Below are 17,199 nucleotides of genomic sequence, written 5' to 3' on the forward strand. Positions count from 1 at the left end.
GTCTCCTCGGTACGGGTCAGCGGGGCGGCAGGACGGCCAGCAGGCGGGACGCCACCCCGGGCGGGGGACTGCCGTCCTCGCCGGGCATGGTCCGCAGCAGATGGCTCAGCCGCTGGTGTTCGGCGGACGTGGTGACGAGCCGGGGGAGCAGGGCGGCGAGCGCCCACTCGGCCGCCTTGGACCGGTCGGCGGTCAGGACCCATTTCCGCAGGACGGTCAGCGCGTCGTCGGTGGTCCCCGGGTCGGCGAGCGCGGCCCGCCACAGGGCGGGGACGCCGTCGCCGACCCCGGTGTCGGCCGCCGCGCGGGCGTACCAGGCCAGGACCAGCGGATCGCCCTGGGGCGCGTCCCCTTCCGTGTGCTCGCAGGCGCTCAGGAAGCCGTTGAGCGTCAGCTCGCGCACCGGCCGGTCGTCGTTCATCCGGGCCAGCAGCTCGGCGAGGGCGCGGTCGCCGGTGGGGGAGAGCAGCAGCAGGTCCACGGCGGCGGCGAGTTCGTCCAGGATCTCGGTGTCGAGGTCGTCGGGGTCGTCCTCGTACAGCCGGTGTACGGCTTTGCGCAGCGCGGCGAGCGCCTGTTCGGGGCGTTCCGGGCCGAGGAGGCCGTAGGCGCGGACGGCCACCCAGCGCAGCCGGGGGTCGGTGCCCTCGCACCAGCCGTCGAGGATGCGCGGGACGTGCGGTGTGCCGATGAGGTGCGCGAGGGTCAGCGCGCTCACCGCGACCTGCCGCTGCCGGAACGGCTTGGACGTCCCCCACGGCTCGATGACCAGCGCCATCGCCGAGGGCAGGTCGGTGAGGGCCAGGACCGCGACGGTCGACGCGGCGCGGGTGCGGACCAGGGGGCGGCCGTCGTCGGCGAGCTTGCGCAGCCAGCCGATCAGCGCGGGGCGGGCGGACGGATGGCCCGTCCACGCCTCGCGCAGCAGGACGTACGAGATCCGCTCGTCGACGAACCTGGCCTTCTGCTGGGGCACCGGACCCCACTCGGTGTGCTCGTCCTCCTCGAACCTCTCCGCGCGGGCGAGCTGGAGCCGCTTGCCGATGTGGGTGCCGAAGACCGGGACCTCGGGGGCGAGGGAGTGGTTCCAGGTTTCCTGGAGGAGGCGGTAGAGCAGGTCGCTGACCTCGGCGGTGAGGGCGTACGGACCGCCGTCGAACGCGGCGAGGGCCACCAGGAACGCCTTGTCCCGCAGGTGGATCGACGCCTCGTCCTCCTCGAACCACTCCTGGACCTGGCTCTCCAGCGACACCAGCGAGAACTGCGCGACCGCGTCCGCGCCCACCTCGCCGCGCGCGTACCGGGTGAGGTGCTGGGCGAAGGCCGCGACCTCGCGCAGCTGGTGCCCCCGCCGCAGGAACTCGGTGACGTCCGGGAGGCCGAGCAGCTCGGCCGCGGTCCCGGCGTCGGTGCGGGCCGTCAGGTGCGCGGCGAGGACGTCGGCGGCGGCGGGCGGCTGCCAGGACGCGACGAACGGCACGCTGTCGAGGACGGCGGTGAGGTCGACGGTGATGACCAGGTAGCCGTGCTCCCCGAGCCGGTCGCGGGCGGCGAGCAGGTGGGGTTCGCGCAGCGGGCGGTCGCGGCGGGTGACCACGTCGCACATGACGTACCCGCGCGAGGGGTCCGCCGCGTCGTCGGGGGTGTCGGGGGCGGTGACCTGGTCGGCCAGGTCACCCGGCGCGACGCCGCCGTCCAGCGCGCGGACGCTCGTGAGGCCGAGCCGGTGCAGCAGCATCAGCGCGGCCGTACGGCGGCCGGTGAAGCGGGCGCCGGACAGGACGAGGACGTGGTCGCGGCGCAGCCGGTCGAGCAGGCCGGTGACGACGGTCTCGTCGGCGGTGAAGTCCTCGTGCAGCCGCTCCAGGGTGCTCGCCGGGATCTCGCCGGAGGCGGCGGCCCGGGACGAGAAGCCGGTCATGGAGAACTGGTAGACCGTCTTGGTCCCGATGACGAAGTCGCCGCCGACGCTGTTGCCGGTGACGTTGTTCTGGTCGCCGTCGACCGTGCCGCCGCCGAAGCGGGCCTGGGCGCCGATGCTCATGCTGCGCGGGCTGTGGTCGACCAGGTCCCGCCGGGCCGACCAGGCTTTCTGCGGCTGGTCGAGTTCCTCGGGCTCCTCCTCCCCGCCCTCTGCGCGCGCCTCGTCCGCCGGAGCGGGGCCGGCCTGCTGCTGCGGTTCGGCCGTGCTCACGAACTCTCACCGCGCTTGTGGACCGAGCCGATGACGAAGTCGCCGCCGACGCTGTTGCCGGTGACGTTGTTCTGGTCGCGGCCGACGCTGCCGATGGCGGGGGCCGGTGCTTTCGTCTGCTCCTGCCGGGGCGGTACCGCGCCGGTCGGCACCGGGCCGTGCAGCCATGCCGTCAGCGGTCCGTTCTTGCTGTCCACGGTCACCTCGTGGAACTCCTCCTTCGGGATGCTGGTGTGGTCGTGCCGGACGACTCCGGCGTACACGGCCTGCGAGACGCACAGCGCGAAGTCGTCGGCGCGCTTCTTCAGCGCCTGCCGCAGGACGTCCGCGTCGAGCAGCCGGCAGGCGTGGTTCAGGTCGGAGCCGACCCAGCCGTCGTGCTCGTCCACCGCGACCCAGCCGGTGGCGACGACACCGCGCAGCCGGATCTGCGCCGAACGCGACGCCATCCGGTTGACCGAGCGCAGCTGCGCCGGCACCCCGGTGAGCAGGCTGCGCAGCAGCGCCGTGACCGGGGCGCTCGACTCGACGAGCTCCATCACGGAGTCCCCGCGGTCCGCGCGCAGCCGGAGCGTCTCGTCGATGCCGGCGCCTTCGAGCGCGCGGTCGGCGATGTCGTAGAGCATCCGGCGCAGGTACGCCTGCTCCACGTCGTCACGGTCGCTGTACGCCTCGATGTCCAGCAGCAGGATGGTGCGGTGCACGGGGTCGGTCATGGTCGCCTCTCCGAAGGGGCCGGTGCGAGGCAACAGCGTGGCGTTCGCGTGACCCGAGCGGTGAGGGCGGATGACTCACTCGTTCTGTGACCGTGTGCACAGAACGACTGCTGGGGACGGTGTGGTCACTCTTCGCGAGGGCCCTGGGGCGAGGGGATTCCCGGGAGTTCCATCGCCGCGATCCGGCGCAGCACGTCCGGCCTGCGGATCAGCAGCGTCCGGCGGCCCGTGATCACCGCCTCCTTGTCGCGCAGCTCCCGCAGCAGCCGCTGCACCATCTCCCGGGACGCGCCGACCGACCCCGCCAGCTCCTGCTTGCTCAACGGGACGGCGAGCTCGACGCCCCCCTCGGCGCGGCGGCCGTGCGTGCGGGCCAGGTCCAGCAGCAGGACGGCGAAACGCTGGCGCACGCTCATCGAGGCGAACTCCAGGCGGCGCCGGTCCGCCGCGCGCGTGCGGTCCGCCGTCAGGCCGAGGAGCGCGAAGGACACGGCGGGGAAGCGGCCCAGGAACTCCTTGAAACGCTCGTGCTCCACGGCGACCGCCTCCACCGGTTCCAGCGCCGTCACCGTCGCCGAGCGGGGGCGGCCGGTGAGTGCCGCCGACTCCCCGACGATGTCTCCCGGGCCGCGCAGGGCGAGGAGGGCCTCGTAGCCGTTCGCCGCCGATGCCGTCACCTTCGTCCAGCCGCGCACCAGGAACAGGACGTGGGAGGACGGTTCGTGCTGGTGGATGAGGACCATGCGGGCCGTGAAGTCCAGCCGGCGGCCGAGGCTCAGCATCGCCGAGCGGTCCTTCGTCTCCAGCCGGGCCAGGAAGGGCACCCGGTCGTCCAGGCCTCCGTCGTCCGGTGAGTACACCGCCGTGCTTGTCACTCTTGCCCCCGATTTCCTCGCAGCGGACCGGTCAACGTACTGAAAGCGCAAGGTCGTCGGGCCGGGAAGAGCGCGAATCGGCCAGCGTTTCCGGATACGTGCCAGGGGAGGGGCGTGCGGGGTGGGCGTGATTCTTTTGGAGGTGGCGTCGTCGGGTGGAACTGTGGGCGGGTGTCGGGCGTTGGGGGATGATAGGGGTAAGTGAAGTGCCGTCCGGGGGAGGTCCCGTGTCGTATCCGACGCCGTGGCAGCCGTGGCAGCCGGCTCAAGGGCAGGGTGGGCAGCAAGGTCCTTCGGGGATGCAGCAGGGGATGCTGGCGTCCACGGCTGACCGGGAGCGGGCTGTCGATGTGCTGCGGGCCGGGTTCAGTGAGGGGCGGTTGCAGGCGGATGAGCTGGAGAAGCGGGTTGCTCGGGCGTATCAGGCGCGGACCGTGGGGGAGCTGTCGCTGATCGTTTCCGATCTGCCTCAGGGGCCTGCGCCTGTGCAGCAGTTCGGGCCGCCGCAGGGGTATGTGCCGCGGACGTTTCGGCCCATGCCTGCGCCGCCGACGAACGGTAAGGCTGTCGGGGCGTTGGTGTGTGGGGTGCTGACGACCATGACGATGGGGTTGACCGGGATTCCTGCGGTGATCCTCGGGCACACGGCTCGGACCGAGATTCAGCGGACCGGGGAGGGTGGGGAGGGATTCGCCATGGCGGGGATCATTCTCGGGTGGCTGTCTATTGCTGGGTGGGCTGCGTTTATTTTGTTGATGGTGCTGATCGCGGCGTAGGGGGTAGGCCGGGGAGGGGGGCTGGGGTGCGTCGGCGGGTGCGGGTGCGGGTGCGTTGTGGCTTGTCGCGCAGTTCCCCGCGCCCCTAAAAGACGTGGTTGCTGTGGCGCGGTCGTGCGGTGGTAGTCGCGGATGGATCAGGCCCGGGCCTCTGGAAAGGCGTGGTTGCTGTGGCGTGGTCGTGCGGTGGTGGCCGCGAATGGATCAGGCTCGCGCTCCTGAAAGGCGTGGTTGCGTTCGCGCGGTGGTAGCCGCGAATGGATACGGCCCCGCGCTCCTGGAAAGGCGTGGCTGCTGTGTCGCGTTCGCGCGGCGGTAGTCGCGGATGGATCAGGCCCGGGCCTCTGGAAAGGCGTGGTTGCTGTGGCGCGGTCGTGCGGTGGTAGCCGCGAATGGATCAGGCTCGCGCTCCTGGAAAGGCGTGGTTGCGCGGTGGTAGTCGCGAATGGATCAGGCTCGCGCTCCTGGAAAGGCGTGGTTGCGCGGTGGTAGTCGCGAATGGATCAGGCTCGCGCTCCTGGAAAGGCGTGGTTGCGCGGTGGTAGTCGCGAATGGATACGGCCCCGCGCTCCTGGAAAGGCGTGGCTGCTGTATCGCGTTCGTGCGGCGGTAGCCGCAGATCGATTCAGCCCCGTGCCCCTGAGAGACGCTGTCTACGGGATGCCCAGTTCGAACATCAAGTAGTGCGCGTACCAACCCGACGCCACCGCGAACGTTCCGAACAGCGTCGCCAGCGTCGTCCACCTCAAGCGGCCCAGTGCCATCGCCGGGGCCAGTAGCAACGGGAACGCCGGGAGCAAGTACCTCGGGGTGTTCGCGAACATCTGTTGCGTGCCCAGGACCGTGATGATCGATGCCAGCGTGTACGCGACCAGGACCAGTGGAGGCTTCGCTCGTAGCATCAGGGCGATCAAGAATGGGAGCGTCAGGACCAGGAGTACCGCGATCAGGTCCGGCGTAGGGAACGCGAACAAGTAGTCCGTCTTGCCGACCGCCGTGTTGCGCAGGACGTCGAACGTGTAGGCGCCGAAGTCGAAGTAGTGCGCCCAGCCCTCGCGCTGGAGCGTGAAGTACGCCGTGAGGTCGCCCATGCTGAGGCCGACCCAGGTGATGTACGTCAGCAGGCCCAGCGGCGCCGCGATCATCGCGTACACCGGGCCGGCGATGCCGTGTTCCCGGCGGGTTTCGCGGCGGGCCAGCGTTACCAGCGCCGCCAACCCCACCGCACCGATGAGCGCAGCCGACGTAGGACGGTTCAGGCCCGCCAGGAACGCGAGCAGGCCCGCCGCCACCCAGCGGCGTTTCATCACGTACCAGCAGGTCCAGGACGCGATGGCGACGAAGAGGGACTCGGAGTAGACGGCCCACTCGACGCCGGCGCCGGGGACGATGGCCCACAGGCCCGCGGCGATCGTGCCCGCGCGGGGGCCCGCCAGCAGGGAGATCACCGCGTAGATGCCCGCCGCGGCGATGAAGGAGCTGACGACCGAGACCAGGATCGCGGAGCCGTAGAGGCCGAGGCCGGTGATCTCCGAGGTGCCGCGGATCAGGGCCGGGAAGAGGGGGAAGAAGGCGACCGAGTCCTGCTGGACGGTGAACATGCCGCCCGGCGCGAGGTGCTGGAGGGGCTTCGGGTCGTACCCCTTTTCGGCGACCTGGAGGTACCACCAGCCGTCCCAGGTGGACAGGACGTCCCACCAGTGCGCGCCGCCGCCGAAGCGCGGATCCCTGGTTTTGTAGTCCCCGGTCCACTCCAGGAGGTACGCGAAGACGCCAAGCCCGACCAGCTTGCAGACGCCGTACAGCGCGAGCGGGGGAAGGTACGGTCGTACCCCGTCGGGCACCGCGAAGCGGCGCGGTGGCTCAGGCGCCGTCACCACGGAGTCGGTCGCGGTCGTACTCATGAGCGGGTTCCCCCCTAGGCATAAGATCGCACCAGAGTCGCACATCCGCTCCACAGGTTCGGGAGGGGCGCGTGGACCCAAGAGACGACAGGCAGGACGATGGCATACCGGGCGCGCCGGTGGTGCTTTCGGTCGTCGTGCCGATGTTCAACGAGGAAGAGGCGCTGCCCGCGCTCGTGAGCAGACTCCGGCCGGTTCTCGACGGGCTCGGGGCGTACGAGGTCGTGGCCGTGGACGACGGCAGTTCGGACCGTACCGCCGTTCTGCTGGACGCCTTCCGGCTGGGATGGCCCGAGCTGAGGGTCATCACGCTGCGGAGGAACTCCGGGCACCAGGCCGCGCTGACCGCCGGTCTCGACCGGGCGCTCGGCGCCTACACGGTCAGTATCGACGCCGACCTCCAGGACCCCCCGGAGAAGATCCCGGAGATGCTGGACCTGGCGCGCAAAGACCGACTCGACATCGTGTACGGCATCCGCGCCGACCGCGCCACCGACACCGGCTTCAAGCGCTGGACGGCGTCCCTCTACTACCGCCTCGTACGGCGTCTCGCGGGCCCCTCCGTCCCCGCGCAGGCCGGTGACTTCCGTCTCCTCAGCCGCGCCGCCGTGGACGCCCTGAAGGCCCTCCCCGACCAGCAGCGGGTGTACCGGCTGCTGGTGCCCTGGCTGGGTTTCCCGAGCGGCGAGGTGACGTACGAGCGGGAGGCGCGGACGGCGGGCCACAGCAAGTACCCGCTGGGCCGGATGATCCGGCTGGCGGTGGACAGTGTGACGGGATTCTCGGCGGCGCCGCTGAGGATCGCGACCTGGCTCGGGGCGTTCGCGTTCCTGGTGTGCCTGGGTCTCATCGGCTACACGCTGTGGGCGCACGCGTACGAGGAGACGGTCCCGGGCTGGACGTCCCTGTTCACCGGCGTCCTGTTCATCGGCGCTGTTCAGCTGATCTGCGTGGGGCTGCTGGGGGAGTACGTGGGCCGGATCTACACGGCGGTGCAGAACAGACCGACGTACTTCGTGGCCACCGATACACACGCCGATACACACGCCGATGCACACGCCGAGACCGAGGTCCGGACGAAGTCCTGAAATCACCGGCGTGTCGTGTCCTGCGTATTCGTTTTGACCGAAGTCGGTGTGCTGGGTACGCTCAGACCTTGTGCCTGGGGTGTGCCCTGGCTCCTGTGCGTGCCTTCGAACCGCACACGAGCCGTGTACGGCCACCGCGATCCGCGCCTCTTCCCGCCTCACGGCGGGGGTGTGCCGGGTCCGACACACCCGACCGCGTGGGTCGGCGACGTTCCAGGTTAGCTTCACCATCGGCACACAGAAACCGGAGAAGTAGTGCCTACGATCCAGCAGCTGGTCCGGAAGGGCCGGCAGGACAAGGTCGAGAAGAACAAGACGCCCGCGCTCGAGGGTTCGCCCCAGCGCCGTGGCGTCTGCACGCGTGTGTTCACGACCACCCCGAAGAAGCCGAACTCGGCCCTGCGTAAGGTCGCGCGTGTGCGTCTGACCAGCGGTATCGAGGTCACTGCTTACATTCCGGGTGAGGGACACAACCTGCAGGAGCACTCCATCGTGCTCGTGCGTGGTGGCCGTGTGAAGGACCTGCCCGGTGTTCGCTACAAGATCATCCGCGGTTCGCTTGACACGCAGGGCGTCAAGAACCGCAAGCAGGCCCGCAGCCGCTACGGCGCCAAGAAGGAGAAGTAGAAAATGCCTCGTAAGGGCCCCGCCCCGAAGCGCCCGGTCATCATCGACCCGGTCTACGCCTCTCCTCTGGTGACCTCCCTCATCAACAAGGTGCTGATGAACGGCAAGCGCTCCACCGCCGAGCGCATCGTCTACGGCGCCATGGAGGGTCTGCGTGAGAAGACGGGCAACGACCCGATCATCACGCTGAAGCGCGCGCTGGAGAACATCAAGCCGACGCTCGAAGTCAAGTCCCGCCGTGTCGGTGGTGCGACGTACCAGGTCCCGATCGAGGTCAAGCCCGGTCGTGCCAACACGCTCGCGCTGCGCTGGCTCGTCGGTTACTCCCGCGCCCGTCGCGAGAAGACCATGACCGAGCGCCTGCTCAACGAGCTTCTCGACGCTTCGAACGGCCTCGGTGCGGCCGTCAAGAAGCGCGAGGACACGCACAAGATGGCCGAGTCCAACAAGGCCTTCGCGCACTACCGCTGGTAGTCGCAGACCCCATCGAGACCGAGAGAAGACCGAGCCCTCATGGCTACCACTTCACTTGACCTGGCCAAGGTCCGCAACATCGGGATCATGGCCCACATCGACGCGGGCAAGACGACCACCACCGAGCGGATCCTCTTCTACACCGGCGTCAGCTACAAGATCGGTGAGGTCCACGACGGCGCCGCCACGATGGACTGGATGGAGCAGGAGCAGGAGCGTGGCATCACGATCACCTCTGCTGCCACCACCTGTCACTGGCCGCTCGAGGACGACGACTACACGATCAACATCATCGACACCCCCGGGCACGTCGACTTCACGGTCGAGGTGGAGCGTTCGCTCCGCGTGCTCGACGGTGCTGTCACGGTGTTCGACGGTGTCGCCGGTGTGGAGCCGCAGTCCGAGACGGTGTGGCGTCAGGCCGACCGTTACGGCGTGCCGCGCATCTGCTTCGTGAACAAGCTGGACCGTACGGGTGCCGAGTTCCACCGCTGCGTGGACATGATCTCGGACCGCCTGGGCGCCGTCCCGCTCATCATGCAGCTCCCGATCGGCTCCGAGATGGACTTCCAGGGCGTTGTGGACCTCGTCCGCATGAAGGCGCTCGTGTGGTCCGCCGAGGCGGCGAAGGGCGAGATGTACGACGTCGTCGACATCCCCGCCACGCACGTCGAGGCCGCGGACGAGTACCGCAACAAGCTGATCGAGGCCGTCGCCGACTACGACGACGAGATCATGGAGCTTTTCCTTGAGGGCGAAGAGCCTTCCGAGGAGCAGCTCTACGCCGCGATCCGCAAGGTCACCATCGCCTCCGGCAAGTCCGACGGCGTGACGGTCACCCCCGTGTTCTGCGGCACCGCGTTCAAGAACAAGGGCGTCCAGCCCCTGCTCGACGCGGTCGTGCGCTACCTGCCGACTCCGCTCGACGTCGAGGCCATCGAAGGCCACGCCGTCAACAACGCGGAGGAGATCGTCAAGCGCAAGCCGTCCAACGACGAGCCGCTGTCCGCGCTGGCGTTCAAGATCATGAGCGACCCGCACCTCGGCAAGCTCACCTTCGTCCGGGTCTACTCGGGCCGCCTGGAGTCCGGCACTGCCGTGCTGAACTCCGTCAAGGGCAAGAAGGAGCGCATCGGCAAGATCTACCGCATGCACGCGAACAAGCGTGAGGAGATCGACGCGGTGGGCGCCGGCGACATCGTCGCCGTCATGGGCCTGAAGCAGACCACCACCGGTGAGACGCTGTGCGACGACAAGCAGCCGGTGATCCTGGAGTCCATGGACTTCCCGGCGCCGGTCATCCAGGTCGCCATCGAGCCCAAGTCCAAGGGTGACCAGGAGAAGCTGGGTATCGCGATCCAGCGTCTCGCGGAGGAGGACCCCTCCTTCCAGGTCCACTCGGACGAGGAGACCGGCCAGACCATCATCGGCGGTATGGGCGAGCTGCACCTTGAGGTGCTCGTCGACCGTATGCGCCGTGAGTTCAAGGTCGAGGCCAACGTCGGCAAGCCGCAGGTCGCGTACCGTGAGACGATCCGTAAGGTCGTCGAGCGCGTGGACTACACCCACAAGAAGCAGACCGGTGGTACCGGTCAGTTCGCCAAGGTGCAGATCGCGATCGAGCCCATCGAGGGCGGCGACACGTCGTACGAGTTCGTGAACAAGGTCACCGGTGGCCGTATCCCGAAGGAGTACATCCCTTCGGTGGACGCCGGTGCTCAGGAGGCCATGCAGTTCGGCATCCTCGCGGGCTACGAGATGACGGGTGTCCGCGTCACGCTGCTCGACGGTGGCTACCACGAGGTCGACTCCTCCGAGCTGGCGTTCAAGATCGCCGGTTCCCAGGCGTTCAAGGAGGCCGCCCGCAAGGCCGGTCCCGTGCTCCTGGAGCCGATGATGTCCGTGGAGGTGACCACCCCCGAGGACTACATGGGTGAGGTCATCGGCGACATCAACTCCCGCCGTGGCCAGATCCAGGCCATGGAGGAGCGGGCCGGTGCCCGCGTCGTGAAGGGCCTCGTGCCCCTCTCGGAGATGTTCGGTTACGTCGGCGACCTGCGCAGCAAGACGTCCGGCCGGGCCAGCTACTCCATGCAGTTCGACTCCTACGCCGAGGTTCCCCGGAACGTCGCCGAGGAGATCATCGCGAAGGCCAAGGGCGAGTAACGCACCGCGTTCGCACGCCGTAGGCTTGACCCCGGTGTCTCACGGGCTGTTCCTCCGCATTCGTGGCGGAACGGCCCGGGGCCCGGGACCCAACAGCAAAGATCACCTGGCGCCGATGAATCCAAGGCGTACAGAACCACTCCAGGAGGACCCCAGTGGCGAAGGCGAAGTTCGAGCGGACTAAGCCGCACGTCAACATCGGCACCATCGGTCACATCGACCACGGTAAGACGACCCTCACGGCCGCCATTACCAAGGTGCTGCACGACGCGTACCCGGACCTGAACGAGGCCACCGCGTTCGACAACATCGACAAGGCGCCGGAAGAGCGTCAGCGCGGTATCACCATCTCCATCGCGCACGTCGAGTACCAGACCGAGGCGCGCCACTACGCGCACGTCGACTGCCCCGGTCACGCGGACTACATCAAGAACATGATCACGGGTGCCGCGCAGATGGACGGCGCGATCCTCGTGGTCGCCGCCACCGACGGCCCGATGCCGCAGACGAAGGAGCACGTCCTCCTGGCCCGCCAGGTCGGCGTCCCCTACATCGTCGTCGCGCTGAACAAGGCCGACATGGTGGACGACGAGGAGATCCTGGAGCTCGTCGAGCTCGAGGTCCGTGAGCTCCTCTCCGAGTACGAGTTCCCGGGCGACGACCTTCCGGTCGTCCAGGTCTCCGCGCTCAAGGCCCTTGAGGGCGACGAGAAGTGGGCCGGTACCGTCCTCGACCTGATGAAGGCCGTCGACGAGAACATCCCGCAGCCGGCGCGTGACGTCGAGAAGCCGTTCCTCATGCCGATCGAGGACGTCTTCACGATCACCGGCCGTGGCACGGTCGTCACCGGCCGTATCGAGCGTGGTGTCCTCAAGGTCAACGAGACCGTCGACATCATCGGCATCAAGACCGAGAAGACCACCACCACGGTCACCGGTATCGAGATGTTCCGCAAGCTGCTCGACGAGGGCCAGGCGGGCGAGAACGTCGGTCTGCTCCTCCGTGGCATCAAGCGCGAGGACGTCGAGCGCGGCCAGGTCATCATCAAGCCGGGCTCGGTCACGCCGCACACCTCCTTCGAGGCCACGGCGTACATCCTGTCGAAGGACGAGGGTGGTCGTCACACCCCCTTCTTCAACAACTACCGTCCGCAGTTCTACTTCCGTACGACGGACGTGACCGGCGTCGTGACCCTCCCCGAGGGCACCGAGATGGTCATGCCCGGCGACAACACCGACATGTCGGTTGAGCTGATCCAGCCCATCGCCATGGAGGAGGGCCTCAAGTTCGCCATCCGTGAGGGTGGTCGTACGGTGGGCGCCGGCCAGGTCACCAAGATCAAGGCCTAGTTCTTACCTGGCCCTCGGGCCGCACTGGTCTTCGGGCCGCTTGGGAAAACCCGTACGACTTCGGTCGTGCGGGTTTTCTCTTTCCGTTCACCTTGAGTTATGGGGGCTCCGTAAGGTGACGGGCGATGACTGGCCTGACCTTCACTCAGCGTTCACAGCCGTCGGTGTCCGTGCCGGTGCGGCGGCCCCGGCTGTACGTCCTCGACGGGCTGCGGCTGCTCGCCGCGCTCTTCGTCGCGCTGCACCATTTCGCGGGGACCGCTCGCGCCGACCGGCCCGGCAATCCCATCTGGGACCGGCCCGTCTCCGAGATCATGCCGAACGTGTTCCGGGTCGCCTCGTACGGCTGGATCGGCGTCGAGATCTTCTTCGTCATCAGCGGGTTCGTGATCTGCATGTCCTGCTGGGGGCGGACTCCCCGGCAGTTCTTCGTCTCCCGGGTGATCCGGCTGTACCCGGCGTACTGGTTCGCGATTCTCTTCACGACCGGGGTGCTTGCGGCGTTCCCGGGGGTCTGGGAGAGGCTCGCTCCGCGCGAGGTGCTCGTCAATCTCACGATGCTTCAGTCGGGGTCGCGGGTCGGGAATGTCGACGGGGTGTACTGGACGCTCTGGGCTGAACTCCGGTTCTATCTGCTGTTCCTGGTGGTCGTCGCGGTCGGGCTCAGCTATCGGCGGGTCGTGCTGTTCTGCTGCCTCTGGGGGGCCGCCGCGATGCTCGCGCCCTCTGCCGGGTGGCCCTTGTTCTCGTTGATCGCCAATCCCGACGGTGCCTGGTACTTCATCGCCGGGCTCGCGCTGTATCTCATGTACCGGTTCGGGCAGGACCTGTTGTTGTGGGGCATTCTCGGGATGGCCTGGCTGATGGGGCAGCAGGAGATCGGGCATCGGATCGACAATGTCGAGGGGGTGTCCGGGTGGCGGGGGGCCGTTCTCATCTTCACCGTGTTCCTGCTCGTCATGGTCGCCATCGCGCTCGGCAAGCTGGACCGGGTGCGGGGGAAGTGGCTCGTCACGGCTGGGGCGATCACGTATCCGCTGTATCTGCTGCACTACGCCGCCGGTACGACGTTGATCAGCCGACTCCGTGACGATCTCGACGCGCGGCTGCTGATCTGTGTCGTGCTCGCCGGGTTCATGGTGTTGAGCTGGGGTGTGCATCGGGTGGTCGAGCGGCCTCTCGCCGGGGTCATCAAGCGGGGGTTGGACTCGTCCTTCGCTCGGCTGAAGGGGTGAGTCTTCGGGCGGGACGTTTCGAAGGACTTCGAAATGCGTGACTCGGGAATCCGGGCGCATCAGGGTGGTCGTACTCAGCTGTTTTCTCCAACGGGGGAAGGACCACCATGCGCAAGCTCAGGAACGCCGTCGCCGCGCTCGGCACGGCCGCGGCCATGACCGGGCTGCTCTTCGCGACCAGCACGCCCGCTTCCGCGAGCGGGGAGTGGTGCAACAACCAGACCTGCTTCTCCATCAACACGAACGGCCGGTACGTCGGGAAGATCGAGACCTCCGTCTGGTCCAGCAACATCAGCAACCGTGACATCAAGACGCACATCTGGAGCACGAACGGCCAGATCAACCTCTGGACCAAGGTGGAGAACGTTCCGGCGTGGACGACGTACCGGGACTACAAGAACATCAACCAGAACTTCCCGCCGGGGACGCGGATCTGTGTCGAGGGGTGGCACGACGGCCGTAGCGTCGGTCTTCCGTGCGTGACGATCACTGACTGAGCCCGTGTTCTGAGCGGCCCGGTGGGGACGGGGGTCCCACTGGGCCGCTTCTATATTGGGGTCCTCCGCTGAGAAGGGGTACGAGGACATGGGCCGCCTGCGCGACAAGTTCACGGGCACGATCCGCCCCGCCGAGGGGTCTACGCCGGTCCCCCTCCCCGACCTCCGCGCCGCGCTCCGCGCCCTCGACGTCCCCTTCACGGTCCGAGCCCCACGCCTCGACGAGAAGGCCGACCTGGTCGCCGAGTGGTCCACCCCTCACCGGGTTCGCCTGCGGATACGGATGCGGTTCGATGCTGGGCGGGGGGAGGTGCGGGTGCTGGAGGAGCGGTGGGAGAGGTCGGGGGTGCTGGGGAATCGGCGGTATGGGCGGGGGCCGGGGAGGGTGGTTGTGTGGAGTGCGGGGGAGCGGTTTGACTCGGGGGAGATGCGGGGGGCGTTGACGGGGGTTGTGGTGGGGGCGGGGTGGGTTTGGCGGGGGGTGTTGGTGGGGTGGTGAGGGGCTAGAAGCCCAGGTACGTGATCTGTACGACGTAGACGCACTCGGCGCGGACGACGATCTGGTACGAGAACATTCCGCCCGGTACGGGGATGTCGCCGCCCTTCGGGTCTGCGTCCGTGGCGGCGCGTCCGTGGACGTGGAGTGCCTCGGCGGCGCGGACGAGTTCCTCGGCCTTGTGTGTGACGTGGGTGAGGAATGCGGCGGGGGCCGAGCGGGCCGTTTCCTCGGCGCCGAAGGCGTACTCCCACTTCCAGCTCACCCGCGTACGGCCCTCATCGCCTCGTCCAGGACCCTGCTCAACTCCTCCAGCGCCTCGCGGGCGGTCAGCGCGTCCGGGTGTTCTAGGCCGGCTTCTGCGGTGGCCCGGCGTGCGGACAGGTCTGGGCGGCGGGCGATCTCGATCTCTCTGGCCCAGGTGAGGACCCAGCTCTGTACGGGGCTGAGGGACTGCCACTCGACGGCCTTCGCGAACGCCTCGTCCTTGCTGGCCTGCATCTCCTTCAGCCGCCCCGGAGCGACGACGGCGAGCGCCGCACGCAGGGCCTCCGGCGTCTGCTCGGGACGCGGGATCAGCTCGTGTCCGTGGTCGGCCTGAGTGCTCATCGTGTCCTCCAGGGGATGCCCAGGCCAGGTTATCCATCTCAGGCCGGGGAGCGTCGGTTCTGCGGAGGCGGGCATGGGGTGCCTTGTCATTTGTCGTACCTCGGGAGGCCGTCCGTCGAGATCGTCCAGTTGGCGATGGTGACGTCCTCGCCGTAGATGAAGTCTTTGCGGGTGGCGTAGCGGGGGCCCTCCAGGGTGGGGTGGATGTCTGTGAAGACTGCGCCTGTTGCTGTGCGGGGGTCGAAGATGGCGTAGACCGGGATGCCGATCAAGGGGTAGTCGCGGAGTTTCGTGACCCAGTCGTTGGCCGGGTTGGAGCGGGAGACGACCTCGATGGCGGCAATGAGGGTGCGGGGGTCGAAGGATCCTTGGCCCTCCATGTCCGTCCACTTGATGACGATGCAGTCCGGGCGGCGGAGGATGCCGTTCGGTTCTGATTCGACGTCCGGTTTTCCTGTGTGGGCGACCGTGTCTTCCGGGAGTTGGGCGTCCAGGCGTCTGCGGATGAGGGCGTGGGTTAGTTCGTGGCGGCCGGAGGGGTCTCGGAGGTCGTGGACTAGGCCCTCGCGGGTGATTTCTAAGGTGCCGGGGATGTTGTCGTCCAGGGAGTCGATGGCTGTTCGCATTGCTTGGTAGCGGTGGGAGGTCATGCGGCTTTCTGGTGGGGTGTGCAGTCCCGGCAGCGGGTGCCCTGGGGGGCTCGGATTGCTCTGTCGCAGCCGTCGCAGGTCGTGACCGGGTGGGGGCGGGGGGCCGTGGGAGGGAGCGGTGGGGGGATGTGGTCTGTGAGGCGGTGGGAGAGGAGGGCGGGGGCGTGGTGGAGGGGGGTGGGGAGGGTTGTGGTCAAGGTGGTGCGGATTTTTTCTAGGGGGACGCCTCTCTCCAGCCAGGTGGCTACCGCCGGGGTCAGTGTTGTTACGTCCTTGCGGCGGAGTAGGAGGCGGGCGTCCGTTAGGTGGAGGGTTTTGAGGAGTGCTTCTGCCGATTCGTGGTGTTCGGGGGTGTGCGTGGTGGGGGTGGGGAGTGGGGGTTTTGGTTTGGGCGGGGCTGTGGGTACGGGGGGTGGCGGCTCCACCTGCGGTTTCGGTGCGCGTTGCTTCGGTGGTGCCGGGGGCTTGCCCCCGTACGCCCCCGGGTTGTTGTACGACACCGTCCGCGTCACCACATGGCCCGACGCCAGCCGTACCCGTACCCGGCGGAGGTAGCCGTACCTCTCCAGTTCGCGCAGCGCGCGGGCGATTCGTACCTCGCCCTCGTCGAACTTCTCGTTGAGGGTTTTGATGTCGACTCGGGTGCCTGGTGGGAGCGACTGGATGTGGGTTGCCAGGCCGATCGCCGTGAGGCTGAGGTCGGTGTGTTGGGCGAGGTGGTTGCCGATCACCGTGAAGTGGGAGCGGTGGGGGGCGGTGATGTGGGCGACGCCGTGGGGTGGGAAGGCGGTGGGGAGGGGGAGGTGGTCGTACGAGGGCGCGTTAATGTCTTCTTTAGCCATCGGGAAGGGTCAAGTCTTCCTAGGTGGTCAGGCCCTCGTTCGGGATTGCGAGTCCCGGCGGGGGCCGACTTTTTGTGTGGTGGCGCGAGCATAGGGCAGGGCACTTTTGCGGTGTCAAGCTTTGGGGTGAGCTTCGGGGGCGGGGGACGGAGGGGGTTTGGAAGGGTACTTTCCACCCCCGGTACTTACAGGTGGTTGACCCCGCGCCCGCCCGAACTCCCGCCCACCGGTACGCCGTTCCCCGCGCGCCGGTCGTTGCGGAGACCGATCTCCGCCCACACGGTCTTGCGAGGGGTGGGGCCGAACGACACGCCCCACCTCGCGGTGAGCGCCTCGACCAGTGCGAGGCCTCGGCCCGACTCGCCCTCCTCCAAAGGGGGTTCGTGGCGCGGCACCGCGTCGTCGCGCGTGTCGGTCACCTCCAGGCGGAGCGTCTCGCCGAGGACGTACATCGCGACGCGGAAGTCCCTGCCGGGGACACGTCCGTGCGTCGCCGCGTTGTTCGCCAACTCGGCGATCACCTGCTGCGCCGGGTACAACGGGAGCCCCCAGCAACGGAGTTGTTCCGTGACGAGGAGCCTTGCGAGGCGTGCACCCCGGCGCGTGGGGGAGAGTTGCACGCAGAAGGTGTGGGCGGGGAGGGGGGCTGAGGTCTGGGGAGATTCGCTGTTCACGTGACCCAGGGTGGCGGGAAGTGGCTA

18 protein-coding genes are annotated in these 17,199 nt (G+C 68.2%); 9 read left to right on the forward strand and 9 right to left on the reverse strand.

Annotated elements, in window-relative coordinates; translation table 11 throughout:
* Positions 1-16: 16 nt before the first annotated feature.
* The 3 genes from J8M50_RS28575 to J8M50_RS28585 form a co-directional block, all read right to left on the reverse strand.
* Positions 17-2,194 (reverse strand): hypothetical protein, encoded by a 2,178-nt coding sequence (locus J8M50_RS28575; protein ID WP_010354279.1) that lies wholly within the window; start codon positions 2,192-2,194, stop codon positions 17-19.
* On the reverse strand, positions 2,191-2,910 hold the full coding sequence (locus J8M50_RS28580; protein WP_010354278.1) for a hypothetical protein: 720 nt from the start codon (positions 2,908-2,910) through the stop codon (positions 2,191-2,193). The genes J8M50_RS28575 and J8M50_RS28580 overlap by 4 nt, the downstream gene beginning before the upstream one ends.
* A 125-nt stretch (positions 2,911-3,035) precedes the next feature.
* Complete coding sequence (locus J8M50_RS28585; RefSeq protein WP_010354277.1) at positions 3,036-3,785, reverse strand: Crp/Fnr family transcriptional regulator; 750 nt, start codon at positions 3,783-3,785, stop codon at positions 3,036-3,038.
* A 299-nt stretch (positions 3,786-4,084) separates the two neighbouring features.
* On the opposite strand from J8M50_RS28585, the gene J8M50_RS28590 reads away from it, so the two are divergent.
* Positions 4,085-4,561, forward strand: a complete 477-nt coding sequence (locus J8M50_RS28590; RefSeq protein WP_010354276.1) for a DUF1707 and DUF4190 domain-containing protein — start codon at positions 4,085-4,087, stop codon at positions 4,559-4,561.
* Positions 4,562-5,214: 653 nt separating this feature from the next.
* Here the strand turns inward: J8M50_RS28590 and J8M50_RS28595 are convergent.
* Positions 5,215-6,465 carry a glycosyltransferase family 39 protein gene (locus J8M50_RS28595; protein ID WP_010354275.1) on the reverse strand — a complete coding sequence of 417 codons (1,251 nt, stop codon included), beginning with the start codon at positions 6,463-6,465 and terminating at the stop codon, positions 5,215-5,217.
* A gap of 71 nt (positions 6,466-6,536) precedes the next feature.
* On the opposite strand from J8M50_RS28595, the gene J8M50_RS28600 reads away from it, so the two are divergent.
* The 8 genes from J8M50_RS28600 (at position 6,537) to J8M50_RS28635 (ending at position 14,400) form a co-directional block, all read left to right on the forward strand.
* Positions 6,537-7,553: a glycosyltransferase family 2 protein gene (locus J8M50_RS28600; RefSeq protein WP_223786347.1), complete on the forward strand. Its 1,017-nt coding sequence runs from the start codon at positions 6,537-6,539 to the stop codon at positions 7,551-7,553.
* Positions 7,554-7,808: 255 nt separating this feature from the next.
* Positions 7,809-8,180 (forward strand): 30S ribosomal protein S12, encoded by a 372-nt coding sequence (gene rpsL, locus J8M50_RS28605; RefSeq protein ID WP_003948652.1) that lies wholly within the window; start codon positions 7,809-7,811, stop codon positions 8,178-8,180.
* A gap of 3 nt (positions 8,181-8,183) precedes the next feature.
* Complete coding sequence (rpsG, locus tag J8M50_RS28610; protein WP_010354273.1) at positions 8,184-8,654, forward strand: 30S ribosomal protein S7; 471 nt, start codon at positions 8,184-8,186, stop codon at positions 8,652-8,654.
* 39 nt (positions 8,655-8,693) lie between these two features.
* Entirely contained in the window at positions 8,694-10,820 is a 2,127-nt protein-coding gene (fusA, locus tag J8M50_RS28615) for an elongation factor G (protein ID WP_010354272.1), read from the forward strand.
* A gap of 155 nt (positions 10,821-10,975) precedes the next feature.
* Entirely contained in the window at positions 10,976-12,169 is a 1,194-nt protein-coding gene (gene tuf, locus J8M50_RS28620; RefSeq protein ID WP_010354271.1) for an elongation factor Tu, read from the forward strand.
* Between the two features lie 125 nt (positions 12,170-12,294).
* Entirely contained in the window at positions 12,295-13,404 is a 1,110-nt protein-coding gene (locus J8M50_RS28625; RefSeq protein WP_010354270.1) for an acyltransferase family protein, read from the forward strand.
* Positions 13,405-13,511: 107 nt separating this feature from the next.
* The gene (locus tag J8M50_RS28630) at positions 13,512-13,901 is read left to right on the forward strand and encodes a hypothetical protein (RefSeq protein WP_010354269.1); all 390 of its coding nucleotides are present in this window, start codon (positions 13,512-13,514) and stop codon (positions 13,899-13,901) included.
* A 55-nt stretch (positions 13,902-13,956) separates the two neighbouring features.
* Positions 13,957-14,400, forward strand: a complete 444-nt coding sequence (locus tag J8M50_RS28635) for a hypothetical protein (protein WP_050987235.1) — start codon at positions 13,957-13,959, stop codon at positions 14,398-14,400.
* Positions 14,401-14,404: 4 nt separating this feature from the next.
* Here J8M50_RS28635 and J8M50_RS28640 read toward each other — a convergent pair whose 3' ends face one another.
* From J8M50_RS28640 to J8M50_RS28660, 5 genes are all read right to left on the reverse strand, one after another.
* A complete protein-coding gene (locus J8M50_RS28640; RefSeq protein WP_010354266.1) occupies positions 14,405-14,662 on the reverse strand; it encodes a hypothetical protein in 258 nt (85 codons plus the stop codon).
* Positions 14,659-15,006: a hypothetical protein gene (locus tag J8M50_RS28645; RefSeq protein ID WP_010354264.1), complete on the reverse strand. Its 348-nt coding sequence runs from the start codon at positions 15,004-15,006 to the stop codon at positions 14,659-14,661. Before J8M50_RS28645 ends, J8M50_RS28640 begins: the two co-directional genes overlap by 4 nt.
* Before the next feature lie 86 nt (positions 15,007-15,092).
* Positions 15,093-15,656, reverse strand: coding sequence for a Uma2 family endonuclease (locus J8M50_RS28650; protein WP_029183929.1), 564 nt, complete (start codon positions 15,654-15,656; stop codon positions 15,093-15,095).
* Complete coding sequence (locus tag J8M50_RS28655; RefSeq protein ID WP_078480811.1) at positions 15,653-16,498, reverse strand: hypothetical protein; 846 nt, start codon at positions 16,496-16,498, stop codon at positions 15,653-15,655. Before J8M50_RS28655 ends, J8M50_RS28650 begins: the two co-directional genes overlap by 4 nt.
* A gap of 185 nt (positions 16,499-16,683) precedes the next feature.
* Complete coding sequence (locus J8M50_RS28660; RefSeq protein ID WP_029183928.1) at positions 16,684-17,172, reverse strand: ATP-binding protein; 489 nt, start codon at positions 17,170-17,172, stop codon at positions 16,684-16,686.
* Positions 17,173-17,199 lie beyond the last annotated feature (27 nt).

Origin of the sequence: Streptomyces acidiscabies, from assembly GCF_020010905.1 — a bacterium.
Taxonomy (GTDB): domain Bacteria; phylum Actinomycetota; class Actinomycetes; order Streptomycetales; family Streptomycetaceae; genus Streptomyces; species Streptomyces acidiscabies.

Coding starts and splice junctions, on each gene's coding strand:
- J8M50_RS28655 (WP_078480811.1), bottom strand. CDS start 16,498: ATGGCTAAAGAAGACATTAACGCGCCCTCGTACGACCACCTCCCCCTC.
- J8M50_RS28580 (WP_010354278.1), bottom strand. CDS start 2,910: ATGACCGACCCCGTGCACCGCACCATCCTGCTGCTGGACATCGAGGCG.
- J8M50_RS28645 (WP_010354264.1), bottom strand. CDS start 15,006: ATGAGCACTCAGGCCGACCACGGACACGAGCTGATCCCGCGTCCCGAG.
- J8M50_RS28595 (WP_010354275.1), bottom strand. CDS start 6,465: ATGAGTACGACCGCGACCGACTCCGTGGTGACGGCGCCTGAGCCACCG.
- J8M50_RS28590 (WP_010354276.1), top strand. CDS start 4,085: ATGCAGCAGGGGATGCTGGCGTCCACGGCTGACCGGGAGCGGGCTGTC.
- J8M50_RS28630 (WP_010354269.1), top strand. CDS start 13,512: ATGCGCAAGCTCAGGAACGCCGTCGCCGCGCTCGGCACGGCCGCGGCC.
- rpsG (WP_010354273.1), top strand. CDS start 8,184: ATGCCTCGTAAGGGCCCCGCCCCGAAGCGCCCGGTCATCATCGACCCG.
- J8M50_RS28625 (WP_010354270.1), top strand. CDS start 12,295: ATGACTGGCCTGACCTTCACTCAGCGTTCACAGCCGTCGGTGTCCGTG.
- J8M50_RS28650 (WP_029183929.1), bottom strand. CDS start 15,656: ATGACCTCCCACCGCTACCAAGCAATGCGAACAGCCATCGACTCCCTG.
- fusA (WP_010354272.1), top strand. CDS start 8,694: ATGGCTACCACTTCACTTGACCTGGCCAAGGTCCGCAACATCGGGATC.